This window comes from Pseudenemella bisphenolivorans (assembly GCF_051133435.1).
In the GTDB taxonomy this organism is placed as follows: Bacteria; Actinomycetota; Actinomycetes; order Propionibacteriales; family Propionibacteriaceae; genus JAAYAO01.
Genome location: NZ_JBPGNY010000006.1, coordinates 193,934 through 212,188, shown reverse-complemented (window position 1 = coordinate 212,188; position 18,255 = coordinate 193,934). Strand labels below are relative to the sequence as shown.

The 18,255-nt window shown below is 68.3% G+C and carries 23 protein-coding genes; 10 read left to right on the top strand and 13 right to left on the bottom strand.

Translation table 11 applies throughout. The features are described from left to right. Positions 1–96 precede the first annotated feature (96 nt). The 7 genes from ACR4XW_RS15060 to ACR4XW_RS15030 form a co-directional block, all read right to left on the bottom strand. Positions 97–891, bottom strand: coding sequence for an IclR family transcriptional regulator (locus ACR4XW_RS15060; protein ID WP_434761387.1), 795 nt, complete (start codon positions 889–891; stop codon positions 97–99). A gap of 56 nt (positions 892–947) precedes the next feature. Next, positions 948–2,393 carry an aldehyde dehydrogenase gene (locus ACR4XW_RS15055; RefSeq protein WP_434761386.1) on the bottom strand — a complete coding sequence of 482 codons (1,446 nt, stop codon included), beginning with the start codon at positions 2,391–2,393 and terminating at the stop codon, positions 948–950. A gap of 39 nt (positions 2,394–2,432) precedes the next feature. Continuing rightward, positions 2,433–2,636, bottom strand: a complete 204-nt coding sequence (locus ACR4XW_RS15050) for a tautomerase family protein (protein ID WP_434761385.1) — start codon at positions 2,634–2,636, stop codon at positions 2,433–2,435. 5 nt (positions 2,637–2,641) lie between these two features. After that, positions 2,642–3,436, bottom strand: a complete 795-nt coding sequence (locus tag ACR4XW_RS15045; RefSeq protein ID WP_434761384.1) for a 2-keto-4-pentenoate hydratase — start codon at positions 3,434–3,436, stop codon at positions 2,642–2,644. Between the two features lie 132 nt (positions 3,437–3,568). Beyond that, the gene (locus ACR4XW_RS15040; protein ID WP_434761383.1) at positions 3,569–4,390 is read right to left on the bottom strand and encodes an IclR family transcriptional regulator; all 822 of its coding nucleotides are present in this window, start codon (positions 4,388–4,390) and stop codon (positions 3,569–3,571) included. A gap of 140 nt (positions 4,391–4,530) precedes the next feature. Continuing rightward, positions 4,531–4,956, bottom strand: coding sequence for a GlcG/HbpS family heme-binding protein (locus tag ACR4XW_RS15035; protein ID WP_434761382.1), 426 nt, complete (start codon positions 4,954–4,956; stop codon positions 4,531–4,533). A gap of 122 nt (positions 4,957–5,078) precedes the next feature. Then, positions 5,079–5,993, bottom strand: coding sequence for a catechol 2,3-dioxygenase (locus tag ACR4XW_RS15030; protein WP_434761381.1), 915 nt, complete (start codon positions 5,991–5,993; stop codon positions 5,079–5,081). 219 nt (positions 5,994–6,212) lie between these two features. Here ACR4XW_RS15030 and ACR4XW_RS15025 point away from each other — a divergent pair, with 219 nt between their 5' ends. The 3 genes from ACR4XW_RS15025 to ACR4XW_RS15015 all read left to right on the top strand — a co-directional run bounded on the left by ACR4XW_RS15025 (position 6,213) and on the right by ACR4XW_RS15015 (position 8,897). After that, positions 6,213–6,878, top strand: a complete 666-nt coding sequence (locus ACR4XW_RS15025; protein ID WP_434761380.1) for a LuxR C-terminal-related transcriptional regulator — start codon at positions 6,213–6,215, stop codon at positions 6,876–6,878. A 114-nt stretch (positions 6,879–6,992) separates the two neighbouring features. Continuing rightward, positions 6,993–8,084, top strand: coding sequence for a tocopherol cyclase family protein (locus ACR4XW_RS15020; protein ID WP_434761379.1), 1,092 nt, complete (start codon positions 6,993–6,995; stop codon positions 8,082–8,084). A gap of 48 nt (positions 8,085–8,132) precedes the next feature. Next, on the top strand, positions 8,133–8,897 hold the full coding sequence (locus ACR4XW_RS15015; protein ID WP_434761378.1) for a YoaK family protein: 765 nt from the start codon (positions 8,133–8,135) through the stop codon (positions 8,895–8,897). Between the two features lie 22 nt (positions 8,898–8,919). Here the strand turns inward: ACR4XW_RS15015 and ACR4XW_RS15010 are convergent, their stop codons facing one another. Genes ACR4XW_RS15010 through ACR4XW_RS14995 form a run of 4 tightly spaced genes read right to left on the bottom strand, consistent with a single transcriptional unit; the run spans position 8,920 to position 11,912 of the window. Next, complete coding sequence (locus ACR4XW_RS15010) at positions 8,920–9,651, bottom strand: glycosyltransferase family 2 protein (protein ID WP_434761377.1); 732 nt, start codon at positions 9,649–9,651, stop codon at positions 8,920–8,922. Next, positions 9,648–10,604: an acyl-CoA dehydrogenase family protein gene (locus tag ACR4XW_RS15005; RefSeq protein WP_434761376.1), complete on the bottom strand. Its 957-nt coding sequence runs from the start codon at positions 10,602–10,604 to the stop codon at positions 9,648–9,650. The genes ACR4XW_RS15010 and ACR4XW_RS15005 overlap by 4 nt, the downstream gene beginning before the upstream one ends. Then, on the bottom strand, positions 10,604–11,152 hold the full coding sequence (locus ACR4XW_RS15000) for a class I SAM-dependent methyltransferase (RefSeq protein WP_434761375.1): 549 nt from the start codon (positions 11,150–11,152) through the stop codon (positions 10,604–10,606). Before ACR4XW_RS15000 ends, ACR4XW_RS15005 begins: the two co-directional genes overlap by 1 nt. Continuing rightward, positions 11,145–11,912, bottom strand: a complete 768-nt coding sequence (locus ACR4XW_RS14995; RefSeq protein WP_434761374.1) for a PIG-L deacetylase family protein — start codon at positions 11,910–11,912, stop codon at positions 11,145–11,147. The genes ACR4XW_RS15000 and ACR4XW_RS14995 overlap by 8 nt, the downstream gene beginning before the upstream one ends. A 254-nt stretch (positions 11,913–12,166) precedes the next feature. Between ACR4XW_RS14995 and ACR4XW_RS14990 the strand changes: the two genes are divergently transcribed. From ACR4XW_RS14990 to ACR4XW_RS14975, 4 genes are read left to right on the top strand one after another with little or no spacing between them, the layout of a single operon-like run. Continuing rightward, on the top strand, positions 12,167–13,027 hold the full coding sequence (locus ACR4XW_RS14990) for a hypothetical protein (RefSeq protein WP_434761373.1): 861 nt from the start codon (positions 12,167–12,169) through the stop codon (positions 13,025–13,027). Beyond that, positions 13,027–13,485 (top strand): phage holin family protein, encoded by a 459-nt coding sequence (locus ACR4XW_RS14985; protein ID WP_434761372.1) that lies wholly within the window; start codon positions 13,027–13,029, stop codon positions 13,483–13,485. The genes ACR4XW_RS14990 and ACR4XW_RS14985 overlap by 1 nt, the downstream gene beginning before the upstream one ends. Then, positions 13,482–14,318 (top strand): DUF3618 domain-containing protein, encoded by an 837-nt coding sequence (locus ACR4XW_RS14980; RefSeq protein WP_434761371.1) that lies wholly within the window; start codon positions 13,482–13,484, stop codon positions 14,316–14,318. Before ACR4XW_RS14985 ends, ACR4XW_RS14980 begins: the two co-directional genes overlap by 4 nt. Before the next feature lie 18 nt (positions 14,319–14,336). Beyond that, positions 14,337–14,900 (top strand): type 1 glutamine amidotransferase domain-containing protein, encoded by a 564-nt coding sequence (locus tag ACR4XW_RS14975; protein ID WP_434761370.1) that lies wholly within the window; start codon positions 14,337–14,339, stop codon positions 14,898–14,900. 73 nt (positions 14,901–14,973) lie between these two features. Here ACR4XW_RS14975 and ACR4XW_RS14970 read toward each other — a convergent pair whose 3' ends face one another. Beyond that, positions 14,974–15,624: a PRC-barrel domain-containing protein gene (locus tag ACR4XW_RS14970; protein WP_434761369.1), complete on the bottom strand. Its 651-nt coding sequence runs from the start codon at positions 15,622–15,624 to the stop codon at positions 14,974–14,976. A gap of 336 nt (positions 15,625–15,960) precedes the next feature. After that, a complete protein-coding gene (locus ACR4XW_RS14965; protein ID WP_434761368.1) occupies positions 15,961–16,632 on the bottom strand; it encodes a hypothetical protein in 672 nt (223 codons plus the stop codon). Positions 16,633–16,790: 158 nt separating this feature from the next. Between ACR4XW_RS14965 and ACR4XW_RS14960 the strand changes: the two genes are divergently transcribed. The 3 genes from ACR4XW_RS14960 to ACR4XW_RS14950 all read left to right on the top strand — a co-directional run bounded on the left by ACR4XW_RS14960 (position 16,791) and on the right by ACR4XW_RS14950 (position 18,200). After that, the gene (locus ACR4XW_RS14960) at positions 16,791–17,441 is read left to right on the top strand and encodes a TetR/AcrR family transcriptional regulator (RefSeq protein WP_434761367.1); all 651 of its coding nucleotides are present in this window, start codon (positions 16,791–16,793) and stop codon (positions 17,439–17,441) included. An 84-nt stretch (positions 17,442–17,525) separates the two neighbouring features. After that, a complete protein-coding gene (locus tag ACR4XW_RS14955) occupies positions 17,526–17,861 on the top strand; it encodes a TfoX/Sxy family protein (protein ID WP_434761366.1) in 336 nt (111 codons plus the stop codon). A 54-nt stretch (positions 17,862–17,915) separates the two neighbouring features. Continuing rightward, positions 17,916–18,200: a DUF7218 family protein gene (locus ACR4XW_RS14950; RefSeq protein ID WP_434761365.1), complete on the top strand. Its 285-nt coding sequence runs from the start codon at positions 17,916–17,918 to the stop codon at positions 18,198–18,200. Positions 18,201–18,255 lie beyond the last annotated feature (55 nt).

Here is an 18,255-nt window from a genome sequence, read left to right as displayed (position 1 = left end):
TGCGGGTTGCATCTACGAAAAAGAGGGCCGGACGAGGGCCGCAGGGGTGCGCGAGGGGGCGGAGACAGGCTCTGCGCTGTACGCGGGGGACGGGCGTCAGCGGCGTTCGCGCCAGCGGGCCTGGTAGGCGCGTCCGGCGCTGCGACAAACCCGGGTCAGCGCGTCCAACTGTTGTTCGGTGGGGCCCGACTCGGGTAGTCCCGAGATCGACAGGGCCGCGACCGCGGTACCGCCGGCCAGCACCGGGGCGGCGACACAGTACAAACCCTCGGTGATCTCGGCCCGGTCGTGGGCGATCCCGGTATCGCGAATCGTGGCCAGTTCGGCACGCAGGTCGATCGGGTCGGTGATGGTGTTCGCCGTCCAGGCCGGCATCTCCCCGGCCATCACCTCGGCGGCCACCTCCGGATGCCAGGCCAACAGGGCCTTGCCCACCGCGGTGCAATACGACGGCACCCGGCCACCCACCCGCGAGGCGCTGATCACCTGGTGCAGGCCGTGCAGCTTGTTCAGGTACGACACTTCGGTGCCGCGCAGAATCGCCAGGTGCACCGTGGAGCGGGTGCGTTCGTACAGATGCGCCAGGTAGGGGGTCAGCGCATCCCGGGCGGCGGCCACCTCGGGGGTGGCATCGGGGGCCTGCAGATCCTGGATCAGCGGGCCCAACCGGTACTTGGTGCCGGCCCGTTCCACCAGATCGTTGGCCTCCAGGGTCGCCAGGATCCGGAAGGCGGTCGACTTGCTCATGCCGGTCAGCCGAGCAAGTTCACGTACTCCCAGACCGCTGGCGGATTGGTCGGCGAAGGCACGCAACAGCGCGACCGCCTTGTCGATCGCCCCGCGCTGATCGCGTCCGGACGACCCGGTGGTCGCGCTGTTGGTGGTGGACATGATTCTCCTGTGGTCGGCGGACAATTCTACGCCGCCCGCCGACCGTGATCGTCGGGTCAGCCCCGGTCGATCTGCATCACCACGGCCTTGGGCTCGGTGAAGAACTCCCGGCTGAAGTTGCCGCCCTCGCGGCCCACGCCGGAGTCACCCACGCCGCCGAAGGGGGTGCGCAGGTCGCGGATGAAGAAGCAGTTCACCCAGACGGTGCCGGCCCTGAGATTGGACGAGACGCGGTGTGCCTTCGACAGGTTCTCGGTGAACAGCATCGCGTTCAGGCCGTAACGGGTGTCGTTGGCCAGATGAACGACCTCGTCCTCGGTCTCGAACTTGTTGACCACGCAGACGGGACCGAAGATCTCGCGGCAGTAGGCCGAGGCATCCAGCGGCAGGTCGACGATGATGGTCGGCTTGACCAGCCAGCGGCCCTCCTCGTCCACACCACCGGTGAGAATCCGGCCACCTTCGGCGGGCACCCCGTCGACGAAGCCCTTGACCTTGTTGAAGTGCTTCTGCGAGGCCAACGCGGAGAACTTGGTGTTCGGGTCGAAGGGATCACCGATCGTCAGCGCCTCGGCGGCTTCGACGAAGCGCTTCATGAACTCGTCGTAGATACCGGCCTGGACGAACAGCCGCGAACCGGCCAGGCAGATCTGACCCGAGTTGCGGAAGATCGCCTCCACCGCCCAGTAGACGGCGTTGTCGAGGTCGGCGTCGTCGAAGACGATGTTGGCGCCCTTACCGCCGAGCTCCAGGCTCACCGGGGCGAGGTGGGAGGCGGCGGCGGACATGATGATCTTGCCGGTGCCGGAGTCGCCGGTGAAGGTGACCCGGTCGACACGGGGGTCCTCGGTCAGCGAGGAGCCGGCCGGCACACCGTGGCCGTTCAGGATGTTCAGCACGCCGGGCGGGAAGCCGGCCTCGATCGCGAGCCGGCCGAGCAGGGTCACCGAGGTGGGGGTGTCCTCCGACGGCTTGGCGATCACGGTGTTGCCCCAGGCGATCGCGGGGGCGATCTTCCACGAGGCCATCATCAGCGGGAAGTTCCACGGCGAGATCGCCGCGACCACACCGGCCGGGCCGTACTCGGAGTAGGTGTGGTGGCCCGAGTCCATCGGGTAGACCTCACCGACCGCATCACGCTGGTGGTCGGCGAAGAAACGGAAGTTCTGCACCGAGCGGGCGACGTCGTGCTTGGCCTGGGCGAAGGGCTTGGCCATGTTGGTGGAGTCGAGGGTCGCCAGTTCGTCGGCGCGCTCCTCCATCAGATCGGCGAGCTTGTGGATCATCTTGGCGCGCTCGACGCGGCCCATCCGGGGCCACGGGCCCTCGTCGAAGGCCTTGCGGGCGGCGGCGATGGCGCGGTCGGCGTCCTCGGCCTTGCCCTCGGCGGCCTGGGCGAAGACTTCCTGGGTCCAGGGGTTGACGACGTCGAAGCGGGCGCCGTCCAGCGACTCGACTTCTTCGCCGTTGATGATGTGCCCGAAGAATGGGAGATCAGCCATGGGAGTTCCTTTGTGCGAGGTGTGCGGAAGAGAGAAGGTTCAGGAGTTGGCAGCGGCGTTGCGTTCGGCGATCGTCTGATCGCCGGCGGCGAAGTGGGTCTCGGGAACTTCGCGGATGATCACGCGGACGTTCTGCTGCGGGGCATCGATCGAGGTGGCCACCGCGTTGGTGATCGCGGTGATCATCGCGCGGAGCTTCTCGGGGGCGCGGCCCTCGGTGAGGGTGACTTCGACCAGCGGCATGACGCTCAGGCCTCCCCGCCGTGAATCACGACATCGCCCAGGGTGGAGAAACGGCAGGCGACCTCGCTGCCGGCGGGGGCGAAGACGGCGTCGCTCATGCCACCGGTGAGCACGATCCAGCCGGCCTCGATGGCCAGGCCGCGTCGGGCCAGGTCGTTGGCGGCCAGGGCCAGGGCTTCACCGGGATGGCCCTGGACGTCGGCGCCGGTGGCGGTGTGGACGAGTTCGCCGTCCACCTCGACCCGCACGGCCTCGGCGACCACGTCGATGTCGGCGGCGTCGACGCTCTTCTCACCCACGGCGAAGGCACCGGAGGAGGCGTTGTCGGCGATCACGTCACCGGCGCGGAATTTGAAGTCCTTGTAACGCGAGTCGATGATCTCGGCGCCGGCCGAGACGGTGCCGACCGCGGCCATCGCCGATTCGCAGGTCACCCCGGGGCCTTCCAGGCGGTCCTTCATCACGAAGACGATCTCGGGTTCGATCCGGGGGTGGATCAGCCGGTCCTGCGGGACGGGCTCGCCCAGCGGCAGCACCATGGCGTCGGTGAGCCAGGCGACGAAGGGGGCGTAGACACCCATCCGCTCCTGCTTGGCCTTGCTGGTCAGGCCGAGCTTGACGCCGATCAGCTTCTCGCCCCGGGCGAGGCGCTTCTCGAGGTTCAGGTCCTGAATCTGGTAGCCGGTGTCGACGTCGAGTTCGGGCCACTCATCGGTGAAGCGGACGCGGTCACGCCGCTCGGCCTCACAGGCCAGCAACTCGGCCGCTACGGATTCGACGTTCCACGTGTTCTGGGTCATGGCCATCCTTCCCGGGGGCGTGCAGCAGCCGTTGCTGCCACCTATGACGACCCAATCTAGGGCCGCTGCAAGGCGCTCCTCGGGCTCGTTCCGCAAGCGCGAACACGATCCATCAGGCGGGACACCCCCGGGTCAGCGGATCAGCGAGACCACCCGTTTGGCGGCGACGCTGAGCATCCGGGCGTGCCGCTCGAAGGCCCCGTCGAACTGGGCGGTCGGCCCGAGCATCGACAGTGCCCCGAAGGCGGTGCCGTCCAGGGACAGCAGGGGCACCGCGACGGTGGAGAAGCGGTCGAAGGACTCGCTGTTGCTGGCCGCGAACCCCCGGCGGCGCACCTCGTTCAGGGTGCGCACCCAGTCGGCCTCGCTGCGGATCGTCCGGCTGGCCCGGGGCGGGAAGCCCGCGGCCCGTCGCTCGCGGTCGAAGGCGGTGTTGTGGGCGGCGATCGCCTTGCCCGAACTGGTGACGTGGGCGGGGTAGCGGCGTCCGTAATGGGAGAGCAACTGTCGGGCACCGCCGATCTCGATGCGTTCGATGAACACCACATCGGGGCCGTCGGGCACCGAGAGGTTCACCGTGTAGCCGGTGCGCCGCGAGATGTCGATCATCACCGGCAGGGCGGCATGACGGATCTCGTTGCGCCCCTGCACCAGGATGCCGAGTTCGAGAAGGTGCAGGCCGAGACGGTACTTACCGGTTTCGTGGTTCTGGTCGATGATGCGCCGGGAGGCCAGGGTGGTCAACAGTCGGTGCGCGGTGCTCTTGGCGATCCCGAGCCGGCGGGAGATGTCGGAGACCCCCAACTCGGTGTCCACCGCGAAACATTCCAGCAGGTCGAGGGCGGTCGCCACCGATTTCAACGCCTCGGTATCGGCCGAGGCCTCGCTGGACATCGGGGTGGTGGTCACCCATACGCTGCCGTCCTCGGACGACCTGGACTGCGTCTCGCTCATGTAAGCCCTCTGGTCAACGACCCCCATCGGTCGGATTCATCATTCTTGCCAGAAGCGGACGAATAAGGCAATGACCCCCGCGTCCGATGTCGCAGGGGTCATGGTCGGAACGGCTCCCGGGGGCCGATCCGTGGGCGGGCTCAGGCCAGCGCGGCCGCACCCGCTTCGGCGATCTGACGGTCCTCCTCGGCGGTGCCACCGGAGACGCCGATCGTGCCCACGAACTCACCGTCGATCATGATCGGCAGGCCACCACCGAAGGCGATCAGGCGGTGCTGGTGGACGATGCCCTCGCGCACGGCCGCGTCGTCCTTGATCGCCTCGTAGAACAGGTGGGTGGGGGCGCCGCCGAGGATGGCCACCGAGTAGGCCTTGTCCTGGGCGACCTGGGCCGACATCGGGAAGGCGCCGTCGTGACGCTCGAAGGCCAGCAGGTGGCCACCGGTGTCGGCGATCGCCACGTTCACGGCGAGGCCCATCTCGGCGCTCTTCTTGGCGGCGGCGGCCAGGGCGATCCGGGCCCCGTCCAGGGTGAGGTGATTGCGGGAGCGGACGTAGTCGGACATGGCTTCCTTTCGCAGGGTGGTGAGGTCGCGGGATGGGTCATCCACGGCGGTGCAACGATTCGGCCCCACACCGGGGTTGCGATGTGGGGCCGAATGTCATGGACTCCGCTGGAGTCCGGGAATCAGGTGAGCACCGAGGTGAAGCGCTCGTTGAGCTCACGGGCGTGGTAGAAGATGCCCTTGCCGATCTGGTCGGCGGTCCAGGTCACGGTCGGACGATCCGGGAAGGCCAGGTAGCCACCGGCGAAGACCTCATTGCGGTTACCGGACGGATCGAAGAAGTACACGGTCTGGCCGCGGGTGATGCCGTGGCGGGTCGGGCCGACGTCGATCGGCACATCGTCCATCGACATCAGGTCGGCGGCGCGGCCCACGTCGTTCCAGTTGTCCAACCGGAAGGCGAAGTGGTGCAGCTTGCCCTGCGGGCCCGACAGCACCGCGAGCTGGTGGATCTGGTTGTTGTTGGTCATCCAGACGGCGATCTTCTCGGCGTCGTCGTCCAACGAGGTGCAGACCTGCTCGGTGGTGTAGTAGCCGAAGGCGTCCTTGAGGAAGCGCTCCATCAGCGAGGCGTCCTCGGCGGTGATCAGCGCGTGGTCCAGAGCCGGGGCGCCGATGCCGCGGACGTGGCGCGGGAAGGCCTCCGGGTTGGCGTAGCCGACATCGGAGCCGACGAAGCCGGCCTCGGTGTAGACCTCGAAGACGTGGTCGGACGGGGTGAAGACGCGCAGGCCGTCACCGATCTCGGGGTTGTCGCCCTTCGACATGCGCTCGGTGGTGACACCGAAGGTCTGGCAGGCGTTCTCGACGCGGGCGATGTCCTCTTCGGTCTCGGCCTTGAAGCCGAACTTGACGACGCCGACGCCGCCTTCTTCGATGACGACCGAGTGGTGGTCGTGTTCGTCCCAGCCCTTGAAGTAGACCTTGCCGTCCTGCTCCAGGGTCTCGACCAACCCGAGGGTCTCGGTGTAGTGCTGACGGGCCTCAGCCATGTTGGTCACTCGGACGTGGGCGTAGCCCATTCGCATAATGGCCATGCGGTACTCCTTTGTATCGGCGCCGGTGACGGCGTCTGGCTTCGGGGGAGACACTGGGTGCTGCGACCCCGTATGCAATAAGTGTCCGATGAATCGTCCGGGGTCTGAGTGAGCGTTCCTGGTTGCGGAACAGAATCGCCCCCGCCGCACGGGCCCGCCTCCGCGTCCCGCTGGGAGATAAATCGACTCTGATGTGGTTGAGCGCTGTATGATACGGCTGTGAGTGAGCAGCATTCCCCGATTTCGGTGGCACTGGTGAACGATTACCCGGTGATCGTTGAGGGGGTGGCTCGCATGCTCGAACCGTATCCCGGCTTGCGTGTGGTGGAGCTCGATTCCCTGGTCGATCCGGCCCGTCCGGTGGATGTGGTGTTGTTCGATGCCTTTGCTTCCAAGTCGGGAATCAGCCCCGATGTATCGCGGCTGGTGCGTGACCCGCGCTGTGGACGAGTGGTGATCTACAGCTGGAATGTGGCCGACGGGCAGGTGCGCGAGGCCCTCGATCTGGGAGCTCACGGATACCTCTCCAAGTCGCTGGACGCCCAGGACCTGGCCGCTGCATTGTGCCGGGCCCATGCCGGGGAACAGGTGGTCGAACCCGCCCCGGCCGAGATCGAAATAGAGATCGCCGATTGGCCCGGACGCTCGGTCGGTCTGACCGCCCGGGAGGCCGAGGTGGTCGCGTTGATCACCCAGGGCATCACCAACGACGAGATCGCCCGGCACTGCTACCTGAGCATCAACTCGGTGAAGTCCTACATCCGCTCGGCCTACCGCAAGATGGGCGTACAGCGGCGCAGCCAGGCCGTGCTGTGGGGCATCGAGAACGGCATGCTGCCGCGTCCGTCGCGGGAGATTCCCGGCGCGATTCGCACCCCGCGCTGAGGTTTGCTCGCCGCCGCTTCGGCAGGCGCGTCCGACGGCCCTGACCTTCTGCCCTTCCCGTTCCACACCCGTTGGGGTCTTCGTTCGCGCGCCGTTGTGCACCAGACTTGCGGTATGAGCGACGCCAACGCCGGCCTGGCGGCGAACCTGCACCCGGCACGAGTACTGGGACGCCTGATCGGGGCCTATCGGTCGACCGGTGCCGATCTGCCCTACGGCGACCCACTGCCCTGGCACGGGGTGTCGATGGAGGGCTACTTCTGGCGGCTGACCGACCCCGACAACGAACGGGTGGTGATCGCCCTGGTCGGCATCAACACCCCACGGCAGGGCCCGGCCTGGGCCACCGTCGGCATCGCCACCGAACCCGAGCAGGTGTTGGTCACCGCAGAGCTGCCCGATGCCCGTGCCGATGAACGTGCGCTGGGAGCCTGGGTGGGCGATCACGTGGCGGCCACCCGCGACCACGTCCGCTTCGACCTTGATGGCGCGGCGGTGAACTTCCGGGTCGACCGGCCGCGGCCCTGGCCGCAGCGCAGCTTCGGCGGATCGAGCTATTTCCAGACCGTTCCCGGGTTGAACCAGTACTGGCACCCGTGGTTGCTCGGCGGACGGGCCCACGGCTCACTGACCGTCGACGGCGTGCAGACCGAGGTCGACGGTTGGCAGGTCTATGCGGAGAAGAACTGGGGCCGCGGCGGCTTTCCCGATGCCTGGTGGTGGGGGCAGGCCCAGGGCTTCTCCGACCGCGACGCCGCGGTGGCCTTCGCCGGTGGGGTGGTCACGGCCGGGCCGACCGTCCTGGGCAGGCGGTTGTCGACCGAGGTGACCGCCCTGGTCGTCGCCCTACCGGACGGGCGGGTGCTGCGGTTGGGTAATCCGGTCACCTCCCCGGTGCACACCGAGGCCGAACCGGGCCGGTGGGTACTGCACGGGCGATCCCGCAACTGGCGGGTCGATGTCGAAGCCTTCGCCGATCCCGACCAGTCCTTCGTACTGCCCGTGCCGTTGGTGGAGGAACGCCGCAATACCCCCGGCGACCTGGAACACCTCGTCGGTGAACTGCGGGTGACGGTGCGCCGGGGCCACAACATCGTCTGGCGAGACGAGACCCGGCTGGCCGCACTGGAGGTCGGCGGCCGGGACCTGGCCGAGGCGGAACTGGCTCGACGTGGGGGAGACCCGCGTCCGGTGCGTGGGGGCTGAACCGGCCGCGGACTCGTCCACCGGGTGGTTCGTGGGTACCCTGCCCGCATGGTGGGCAATTGGTGGCGACGGATCCGGCTGATCACCGGCCCCGAACGCACCGCGGCACGCAACTTTCACCTGGCCAATCTGCTCGCCCTGCACGCCGGGCTGCTGAACTCGGTGGGTTTCGTGGCAACCGCCACCTACGCCTCGCACATGACCGGGCTGACCGCGATCGTGGCCGACCACATCGTCCTCGGTGATTTCCGGCTGGTGGGGATGGGTCTGATCGCGATCGCGAGTTTCATCGCCGGGGCGATGACCTGCGCCCTGGTGTTCAACTGGGGACGCCGCCGCGGGCTGCGCAGCAAATTCTCCAGTGTGCTGGTGCTGGAGTCGTCCATGGTGTTGGTCTTCGGCGGGCTGGCCGATCAGGTCACCTGGCAGCACCGGGTCTGGCTGTTCATCCCGGTGCTGTGTTTCACCATGGGTCTGCAGAATGCGATCGTCACCAAGGCATCCGATGCCCAGATTCGCACCACCCACGTCACCGGAATGATCACCGACATCGGCATCGAACTGGGCAAGCTCGTCTACCTCAATCGCCGCCGCGGGTCCGAGCCGGTCCGGGCCAACGCCCGGCAGTTGCGTCATCACCTGGCGATCGTCGGACTGTTCTTCGTCGGCGGGGTACTGGGTGCGGCCGGCTACCTGACGATCGGCTTCTTCGCGCTGATCCCGGCGGCGATGTTCCTGCTGGTGCTCGCCCTGCCGCACCTGATCGCCGACTTTAGGGATTGGCCGCAGGCACCCGCGGCGGATCTGCCCTGACTTGTTCTGATCCGACGCTCGCTCAGGTGTGGGAGGCCAACCGTCCCAGCAGTGCGCCGAGGCCGTCGGGGCAGCGTCCGGCGGTTCGTCCCGAGGTGGCCACCCGCGGTGTCCGCGGGGTCGCCACCCGGTATCCGGCCGCCCGCAGCCGGGCCACCAGGGCGTGATCCTCACCGTGCTCGCAGTGCGGGAATCCGCCCACGGCCAGGTAGGCGTCCAGCCGCACGACCAGGTTCGCCCCGTACACGTGATCGTGTCCGCCGGCGTGCAGGCCCTCCTGGATCAGGGCCCGATAGGCCCGCCGGGCCGCCCGGGACGCCCGCCACCCGACCACGTCGACCAGTCCGGCGGCCGCCACCGCGTTGTCGGTGCGCATCGTGGTCAAGGTGGCCGTGATCCAGTCCGACGGAACCCAGGAATCAGCATCGGTGTTGAACAGCCAGGTGCGTTCGGCGGTGCCGGCCTGCGCGTCTGTCCAACCGGCCTCGACCCCGCGCCGACGCACCTGGGCGACGGTGGTAGAGCGGGTATCGGGTACCACGATCCCGGTCACCGGTTGGCCGGCCAGGGCGAGTGCTGCCAGTTCCGCGGTGCGATCCGAACACCGGTGTGGCACCACCACGACCGTGGCCCGGTCGACCAGCCCGGCACGCCGTCCCTGCCCGACCGCGGCCAGCACCCGGCTCACGCAGCGCCGGATCGCGTGCTCCTCGTTGTGGGCCGGAATCACCACCAGCACATCGTTCGCGGTCATGGCAGGGAACCCAGGTAATGGGCGTCGGAGTCGATGCCCTGCTGGGCCACGAACATGGCCAGATCGTCGACCGCCCGGGTGAGTTCCTCGTCGAAGGCCAACCCGGCCGGCCCCGCCAGGGTGCGCACCTCGTCCAACAACCGGCGGATCGCCGCAGCCACCCCGGCGCGGCAGCCGGTCGCCACCGGACGTGGATCGGCCGGACGATGCTGCACCGCGAGCGCACCCTGCCGCACCAGGGCCACGGCGGTCACCAACTCGGTGCGGGCCCGGCCCAGTCGCGCCACCCGCTGCTCGCCCGAACCGGCCCGTTCGCCCAACAGGTCGAGCACCCGGGCGGCGCATCCGGTCCACACTGCGGCCACCCCGATACCACCGGGGTGGAAGCCCCAGCGGCGCAGATAGAAGTTGTCGCTGTCCACCTGGCGGGCCTCGACCGGGTGGTCGAGCCGCACCCGGTGGGAGCGGGAAAGTTCCATCGCCCGAGTGCGCCAGTCACCCTCGTCGAAGCTCCACTGCTTCACCTCGCAGTCCAACAACACGTGCCGGGAACCGTCCGGGGTCCAAGCGGTGACCAGGGCCCGATCGAGCAGCCCGGCTCCGGAGGCGAAGCGCAGTTCGCCGGTGAGGTGCCACCGCCCGTCCCGCTGCTCGAAGGTCAAACCGGTGCCCTCCGAACGCGAGGCCCAGACCCCGTAGAGGGCATCGGGGACGGGGGCGAGCCCGCCCTCGGTGAGAATCCGCAGCGCATCGATGTGCCCCTCGGCGAGCCGGCTGAGCGGAATGTCGGTACGGCCCAGGGCGATCAGGGCATCGACCAGTTCGGGCCAGCGCAGGCCGCGCCACCCGTGCGCCCCGGCCAGCCACCGCATCGCGCGACGCTGGGTGGTGATGTCGGGGCGGCGGAGCTCATCGGGCAGTGGTAGGGCTGCGGGGATCGACCAATCCGGCATCAGCGGCGTCCTGCCCGGTGGATCGACAACAGGAAGTCGGGTTCGTCGTGGCGCACCAACTGTTGGTGCCCGGCCGCGGCCAGGGCTTCCTCGAACTCGGCCTGGGCCTCGGCCCCCGACAGGTACGCATCGTGCGGCAGGTGCCGCCACTGGACGCAGACCACGTCGGCCGACATCGCGGCCAACATGACCAGGGTCGCGGCCCGACCGCCGGCAGGCAGGTAATACAGCACCTCGGAGACCACCACCAGATCGGCCCCACCGGCTTCGGGTGGTAACGCGGGCAGTGCGGAGCGAAAACTCGCCGCGAACCGAGGGTCGCCGAGAGCGGCTGCCGAAGCCGAGGCATCGGTGGCGATCACCCGGTCGCAGCGCTCGGTCAGACGGGCTGCCAGATGGCCGGTGCCGGCGGCGGCATCCCACCCCAGCCGGTACCGCTGCCTCGGCAGGCAGGCGAGCACGACCTCGATCTTGCGTTGCTCGTACCAGCTCGATCCCACTCGGAAGGGGTCGGGGTCGGTGCGGTAAAGCTGGTCGAAATCAGGCATTGATCACCAGCAGTTGGGTGGGGTGGCGACGCAGCAACTCCTCGGGAACCACCGGCTGGGTGGCCGGGGGACGGGGCTCCAGTTGGGATCGGTGGCACCTCACGGCCGCGTCCCGGGTGGCCTCGGCCTCCAGCGAAGTGGGGATGGTGACCAGGCGCGATCCGAGCTGCTGCACCCGCTGCGGGGTGAGCCAGTAGGTGGTCCACACCGGGTAGGCCAGCAGCGGTATGCCGAGGTCTTCGGCGGCCCGGCTCGCGGCCCGGCCGGCGGCCTCGTGGTCGGGGTGGGGGTCGTGGCACCAGGGGGCGAGCAGCACATCGTGGTCGGCCAACTCGTCGATCAGCAGCTCGGTCAGCGCGTTCTCGAACTCGGCCAGGCGCCCGTCCGGCCATTGGCGGGTCTCCAACGGAATCATGCCCAGTTCGTTGGCGGCCGCGCCCCATTCGTCCAAGCGGGTGCGGGCGACCCGGTCGGTGTCGACCGACGGGCCGAAGCAGCCCTCACCGGCCGACAGGGTCAGGCAACTGATGGGCCCGGGATGATCGGCGATCAGCCGCCCCGCCCCGATCGCCTCGTCATCGGGGTGGGCGGCCACCACCAGCCAGGAGGCCTCGGGATCGAGTTCGAACGGGAACGGCTCGTGGGCCTCGTCCTCGTGGGTCAGGGTCTCGTCGGTCAGAGCACGGTGCCATTGCGCCCACGGAACCGGATCCGGGGCGCGGTCGGGTGGGCTGGCTTCGGGTGATGGGATGGCAGGCACACATCCTCCTGGGATGCAGTCAAATGAGTTGCAGACTCTAAATCGATAAAACCCTTTGTCGAAACATCCCGAAGGGTGTGTGGTGGCGCGAAGCTCCCTCAGTAGCTTCGACGTGCAAGCCGGTCGTCCACAGGTCGACGACGCGCGGTTTCGATGCGCCCCGCGCCTGTGGAAGCAGCAATCGATCCTCGCTGTGGGTGGGACCAGCCCGCAGCAGCCGACAGCGCGGGAGCGCAGGGCAGGAGTTCTGCACGATGAGCCACTATTCCCAACAGGGCGGTGCCAAGGAAGAGGCCGCACGCCAGGCGGGCGAGGTGAAGGATCATGCCGTCGCCGAAGCTGCCGACGTCAAGGACCACGCCGCCGCAGCCGCCCAGGACGTCGCCGGCACCGCCGGCCGGGAAGCCAAGTCAGTGGCCCGGGACGCCCGGGCCGAGTTCCGCAGTCTGGTCGACAACGGACTGAATGAAGTCAACACCCAGGCGGGCCACGGCCAACGACAGGCCGCCGAACAACTGCGCACTGTGGTCGATGAACTCGACGGCATGGTGCAGGGCAGCGAACGCTACGGCCTGGCCACCCAGGCCGCCCAGGAACTGGCCGATCGTGGTCGCGGGCTGGCCGGTTGGCTGGAGAACCACGAACCGCGCGACGCGGTCGATGAGGTGCGCCGCTACGCCGCCCGCAACCCCTGGACCTTCCTGGCGATCGCCGCCGGAGCCGGGCTGCTGGTCGGCCGGTTCGTCCGCGGCCTGCGGGACGAAGGCAACGATGACGCGCCCGACCGCTCGCTGGACGCCCGCCGCGCCCAGCCCCAGGGGCAGCGCTCGCTGGGGACGGACTACGCGCCGCCCCAGTCCCCGTACGGGCAGGGCTTCCAGCCCGACCCGTCCCAGCGCGCCGTTGACCCGGCCTACACCGACCCGGGCTTCGCCGCACCCGGCGGGCTGCACGGCGGCCCGTCCTACGGTGGGGCACCGGCCGTCGGTGGGCCCATGGGTCAGCAGCCCCAGCAGAGCGATTGGGGTTCGGGGCCGGGTGGCCAGTTCTTCGACGACGGTGCCGGGCACCGGCAAGAGGGGGAGGACCCCTTCCGAGGCCTGGGTGAGCGTTGATGAGCCATCAACCCAACGAGATTTCCGAAGGGCGTTCGGTCGAACGCCAACTCGAGGGTGACAACCGCTCGATCGGGGAGATCTTCGCCGACCTGACCACGAACCTGTCCACCCTGATGCGCCAGGAAGTTGCCCTGGCCAAGGCCGAGGTGCGCGAGAGCGCCACCGCCGCCGGTAAGGGTGCCGGCATGTTCGCCGGGGCCGGGGTGGCCGCGCACCTGATGCTGGTCTTCCTCTCGATCGCTATTTGGTGGGGGATTGCCCACCTGATCGGGTCGGACGAGCCCCGCTTCGGCTGGGCCGCCCTGATCGTGGCGGTCATCTGGGCCGTCGTCGCCGCGATTCTTGCACTGGCGGGCAAGTCGTCGCTGAACAAGGTCGAGGGTGCTCCTCGAACCGCCGAAACCGTCAGCCAGATTCCGAACGCCCTGAAGGGCGAGGAGGCACAGAACCGATGACCAGCAACGATCCCGACGCCATCCGCCGAGAAATCGAACAGACCCGCGCACACCTCAGCCAGGACGTCAACGCCCTGGCCGACGAGGCCAAGCCCGGCAATGTCGTCAAGCGCCAGGTCGAAGGCGTCAAGGAGAGCGCCCAGGGCATCAAGGAGCGGATCTTCGGTTCGGCCGACGACGACCGCTACGCCCCCTACGACCAGCCCTACGGCCACGAGCCCTCGGTGGGTGACCGCGTCCAGCAGTTCGGCACCGATGCCCGCGACACCGTCCAGGATGCGCCGCGGCAACTGAAGCAGCGCACCCGGGGCAACCCGCTGGCCGCCGGTCTGATCGCCTTCGGTATCGGCGCCCTGATCGGTGGGCTGATGCCCACCACCCGCAAGGAGCAGGAGTTGGCCGCTGACCTGAAGGATCGCGCCCAGCCGCTGATGGATCAGGCCCAGGACGCGGCCAAGCAGGCCGCCGAGAACCTGAAGCCGCAGGCCCAGCAGGCGGTGCAGACGGTCAAGGAATCGGCCACCGACTCGGCACAGGTCGTGGCCGACGAGGGTAAGGTCCACGCTGAGGACGTGCGTGACCATGCCCAATCGTCAGCCGAAGACGTGCGGGGTCATGCCCAACAAGCAGGCCAGGAGGTACGAGACATGTCCGAACAACAGCAGGACCCCGGAGTGGGACAGCCCGGTTCCAGCGCCGATTACTCCCAGGCGGACCCGCAGCAGGCCGAGCAGAGCACCGGCTACCCGCAGGCCGACCAGGAGTTCACCCAGTCGATCGATCAGCCGGGTGAAGGCGGCGGCGACCCCCGTCCGGAGAACCAGGGGCTCTGACACCGGGAGGTGGCGACCATGAACGACTCGCAGCAGGTGGCCTTCCTGGTTGCCCATGAGGGCATCGAGGAGATCGAACTCACCGACCCGTGGGAAGCGGTGCGCGACGCCGGCTACACCCCGCGGTTGTTGAGCCCGAAGGCCGGCGAGGTACAGGCCTACAACCACCTCGACAAGTCGAACACCTACCCGGTGGACGCCGAAGTGGGTGGGGCCTCGGTCGACGACTACGCCGCCCTGGTGCTGCCGGGCGGGGTGGCCAACCCCGACGCTCTGCGCACCGACGCCGATGCCGTGCGGTTCATCGCCGACTTCGTCGCATCGGGCAAGCCGGTGGCCGCGATCTGCCACGCCCCCTGGGTGCTGGCCGAGGCCGAGGTGCTGCGCGGACGGACGGTGACCGCCTATCCCAGCGTGCGCACCGACCTGCGCAATGCCGGGGCCGAGGTGGTTGATGAGCGGGTTGTGGTGGACGGCAACCTGATCACCTCGCGCAACCCCGACGATCTGCCCGCTTTCAACGGGGCACTGCTGGAGGCGCTGAACCACGGTTCGGCGGCCAACCCCGAAACGGCCGGCTGATCGCACAACGCGATGTGGCCCGGTTCCCCGAGGGGAGCCGGGCCACATTCGTTGGTGGTTCTTCGGTCGAGGGTCAGCGCTGGGTGTCCTCGTGGGGACGGTAGACCCGCAGGTAGCCCTCCTCGGAGGTGACCCGCTCGGTGCCGTGCTCACCGCGGGCCCGCACCGTGTCGTCGCCCGGGGTGACGTCCCGTTCCAGGTGGTCGCGATCCAGGGCTTCGTCCTCGGCGATTCGGTCGCCGTCGAAGCCGTGCTCACGGGGCCGGTCGAAGTCTTCGGTCACCTGCGGGCGGGTGCCCATGGTGTCGGCTTCGCGGGTGTCGGCGCCCAGGTCGTAGGTGCCCTCGGCAGTGCGGTCCCGGCCCATACCTGCCGCGGTGCGGTCGGCGCGGCGGGTTTCCAGGTCGGTGTAGCGGGTCGAGCGTCCGTAGTGCTCGTAGAGGCGGCGCTCCTCGTCACGGGAGAGATGTTCGTCCACATCGATGCGCGGGGCGTCCTTGATGGTGTCCTTGTCGGTGCTGACCTCGAGCCGGTCGTCGTCGACGAGGCGGGCGTCGTCGATCGGCACGAAGCTCATCTTGGTGCCGAACAGGCCGGTGGAGACGGTGGCCCAGGACGGCCGGTCGGTCTCGTCGTCGACGAAAACCTCGTGCACCGAGCCCACCTTCTCTCCTTGGGCGTAGACGACTGCACTGCGCAAACGATTGACGTCGGTGATGTCCATAACGAGGTGCCTCAATTCGGGTTGGCGGTCATTTTCCGCACCATGAGAACAATGGTGTTGTCCACGATAGAATCTGTCGCTTCGAGGGCAAGGGTTCCCGGTGGGCAGAAATCCCCGGTGGTGGTTCATCCGCTGCTGACAACGGGGAACGGTTCGGCTCCCGGATCAGAAATACCCCTATGGGTGAAGACCGGTTCCATTCACCACTATGGCCCGAAAAGGTGTTTCGTTCGTACCCGAAACGGGGTAAATGAAGAATGCCCCGGGCCATCGCTTTTTGCGAGCCGGGGCATTCCTGATCGTCCGATTCTCGGGCGGTTCAGCAGGCTTTTCTGATTACTGCCCACCGGCGGCGTTGCGCCTCTTCATCAGGCCGCGCACCAGCCAGACGCCGGCGGCCGCAGCGCAGGCCACGCCGTAGGTGATCCGGCCGGTCGGCGGCAGGAAGAACTGGGGCAGTACGCCCGCCATCACGGCGGCCAGCGGCCAGGCGGCCCAGTTGCCGCGAGCACGCTGCCAGCCCAGGGCCATGCCGACCCCGCCCAGAGCAAGTGCCAGCAGGCCCACGCCGAACATCGTCATCGCGGCCGGGTGGTCCCGCATCTCGCCGACCAGATTCAGTACCGAGGTGTCGCCGGCGAGTGCGGCGCGGCCTGCTGCTTGCAGGCCGAAGGTCTCGAGTCCGTAGTAGGGCAACACCAGCACCGCGCCGGCCAGCGTGGCGGTGCGTGCCAGGCGGGTGCTGAACAAGCCGAGATTGTCGTGCAGTCGCAGCGCCAGTCGGCCGAAGGAGGCGATCGCCAGCATCCCGCTCACGTGGGCGATCACCCACCGGGTCGAGGCGAAGGCCTCGGCGGCCGCGAGGGTGTCGCCGCCGGCGGCATCCCCGTAGGGGCGGGTCACCAGGTAGACGGCCATCAATGCGCCGGTGCCCACCAAGGGGGCGATGAGGTTCTTGTCGTCGTGCTGAGCGGTGGTGGTCTTCGGCTGGGGCTGGGTGATGGTCATTTCGATCTCCTGGATTAGAGAGCAGTGCTCTTTGTTCTGGTTAAAACGTAGAGCAGTGCTCTCGGAGTGTCAAGAGCGGTGCTCTCTGAGTTGTGGCACAGTGGTCTCGGAAACAAGCACAGGTCCATCGGGACACCGGTGTCATAGGAGGTGGTGTGATGGGAATCCGAGAACAGGCCCGGGCCGACATGACCGCGCAGATTCTGGCTGCCGCGCGAGCCGAGATCGCCGAACACGGCGGTGGGGGACTGTCGATGCGAGCCGTGGCCAGGGAGGTCGGGTTGGTGTCCTCGGCGGTGTATCGCTATTTCCCGACCCGCGAGGCGCTGCTCACCGCGATGATCATCGAGAGCTACGAACACCTCGCCGAGGTGCTGGGCGAGGTCACCGAGGACGATCCGGGGGAGCGCTGGCGGAGGTTGGCCCATGCCTTTCGTGGCTGGGCGCTGGAGCACCGCCATGAGTATCAACTGATCTACGGCACCCCGGTACCCGGTTACGTCGCCCCCGCCGAAACCGTCCCGGCCGCCGGCGCGGTCGCCGGGTATTTCATCGCCGCCGTATCCGCGGCGTCGGGCTCGGTCGAGAGGCACTTCACCGATGCCGAGTTGGCCGATCAACTGGATGCTCCCGCAGGGGAGTTCGGGGTCGAGCCGTCGGCGATGGGGGCGGTGTTGGCCGAACTGTCGGCGCTGGTCGGGGTCGTGAGCCTGGAACTGTCGGGCCACTTCGTCGGCACCGCCGACCCGGCCGATGCGCTCTTCGCCGCCATGGTGGAGCGACAGGTGCAGACCCTCGGGCTGGTCTGAATCCGGGGGCTCGGTCATGGTCGTGGCACAGCTTTCCGGGGACAGGTCTTGTCGCCCGAGGTGCGGCGACAGCACGATGGGGGCGTGAGCGAACCGCAATCAGATCTCATCGAGCGCCTGCGTGAGGCACTGGCCACCCGGGCGGTGACCGAGCAGAAGATGTTCGGCGCCCATTGCTTCATGGTCGACGGCAAACTCGCCGCCTGCGCCAACAAGGATGGTGGCCTGCTGGCCCGGGTCGACAGTGACCGTCAGGAGGAGATCTTGGCCCGTCCCGGAGCCTCCATCTCGGAGATGGGTGAGGGCCGCTCGATGGGCCCCTCCTGGATTCGGGTCGCCCCCGAGGCCGTCGCCACCGACGAACAACTCAGTATCTGGATGGTCGATGTGCTCGAGTTCAACCAGCGCCTGACCCGCTGAAACCGGGCCGTCCGGGGCCGACCTAGGCTGGATACCGGACCTAAGGAGGCAGGTATGGCACCCAAGGGCAACAAGCGCGAGGATCCGGGGCCTTCGGTGAAGGATCCCGAGTTGTACGAAACCCTGCGCGATGAGGGCAACAGCAAGGAGAAAGCGGCTCGGATCGCCAATGCGGCGGCGGCCAGTTCCCGATCCCGGGTCGGTGAGCGCGGCGGTAAGGCCGAGGACTATGAGGACCGCACCAAGGACGAGTTGCTCGAGCGGGCCCGCGAGTTGGAGATAGAGGGTCGCTCATCGATGACCAAGGACGAGCTCATCGAGGCACTGCGCAAGCACTAGCGGGCCCTGCGCAAGCACTAAAGGCACGGCGCGAGCACTGGAGAGTGCGGCGCAA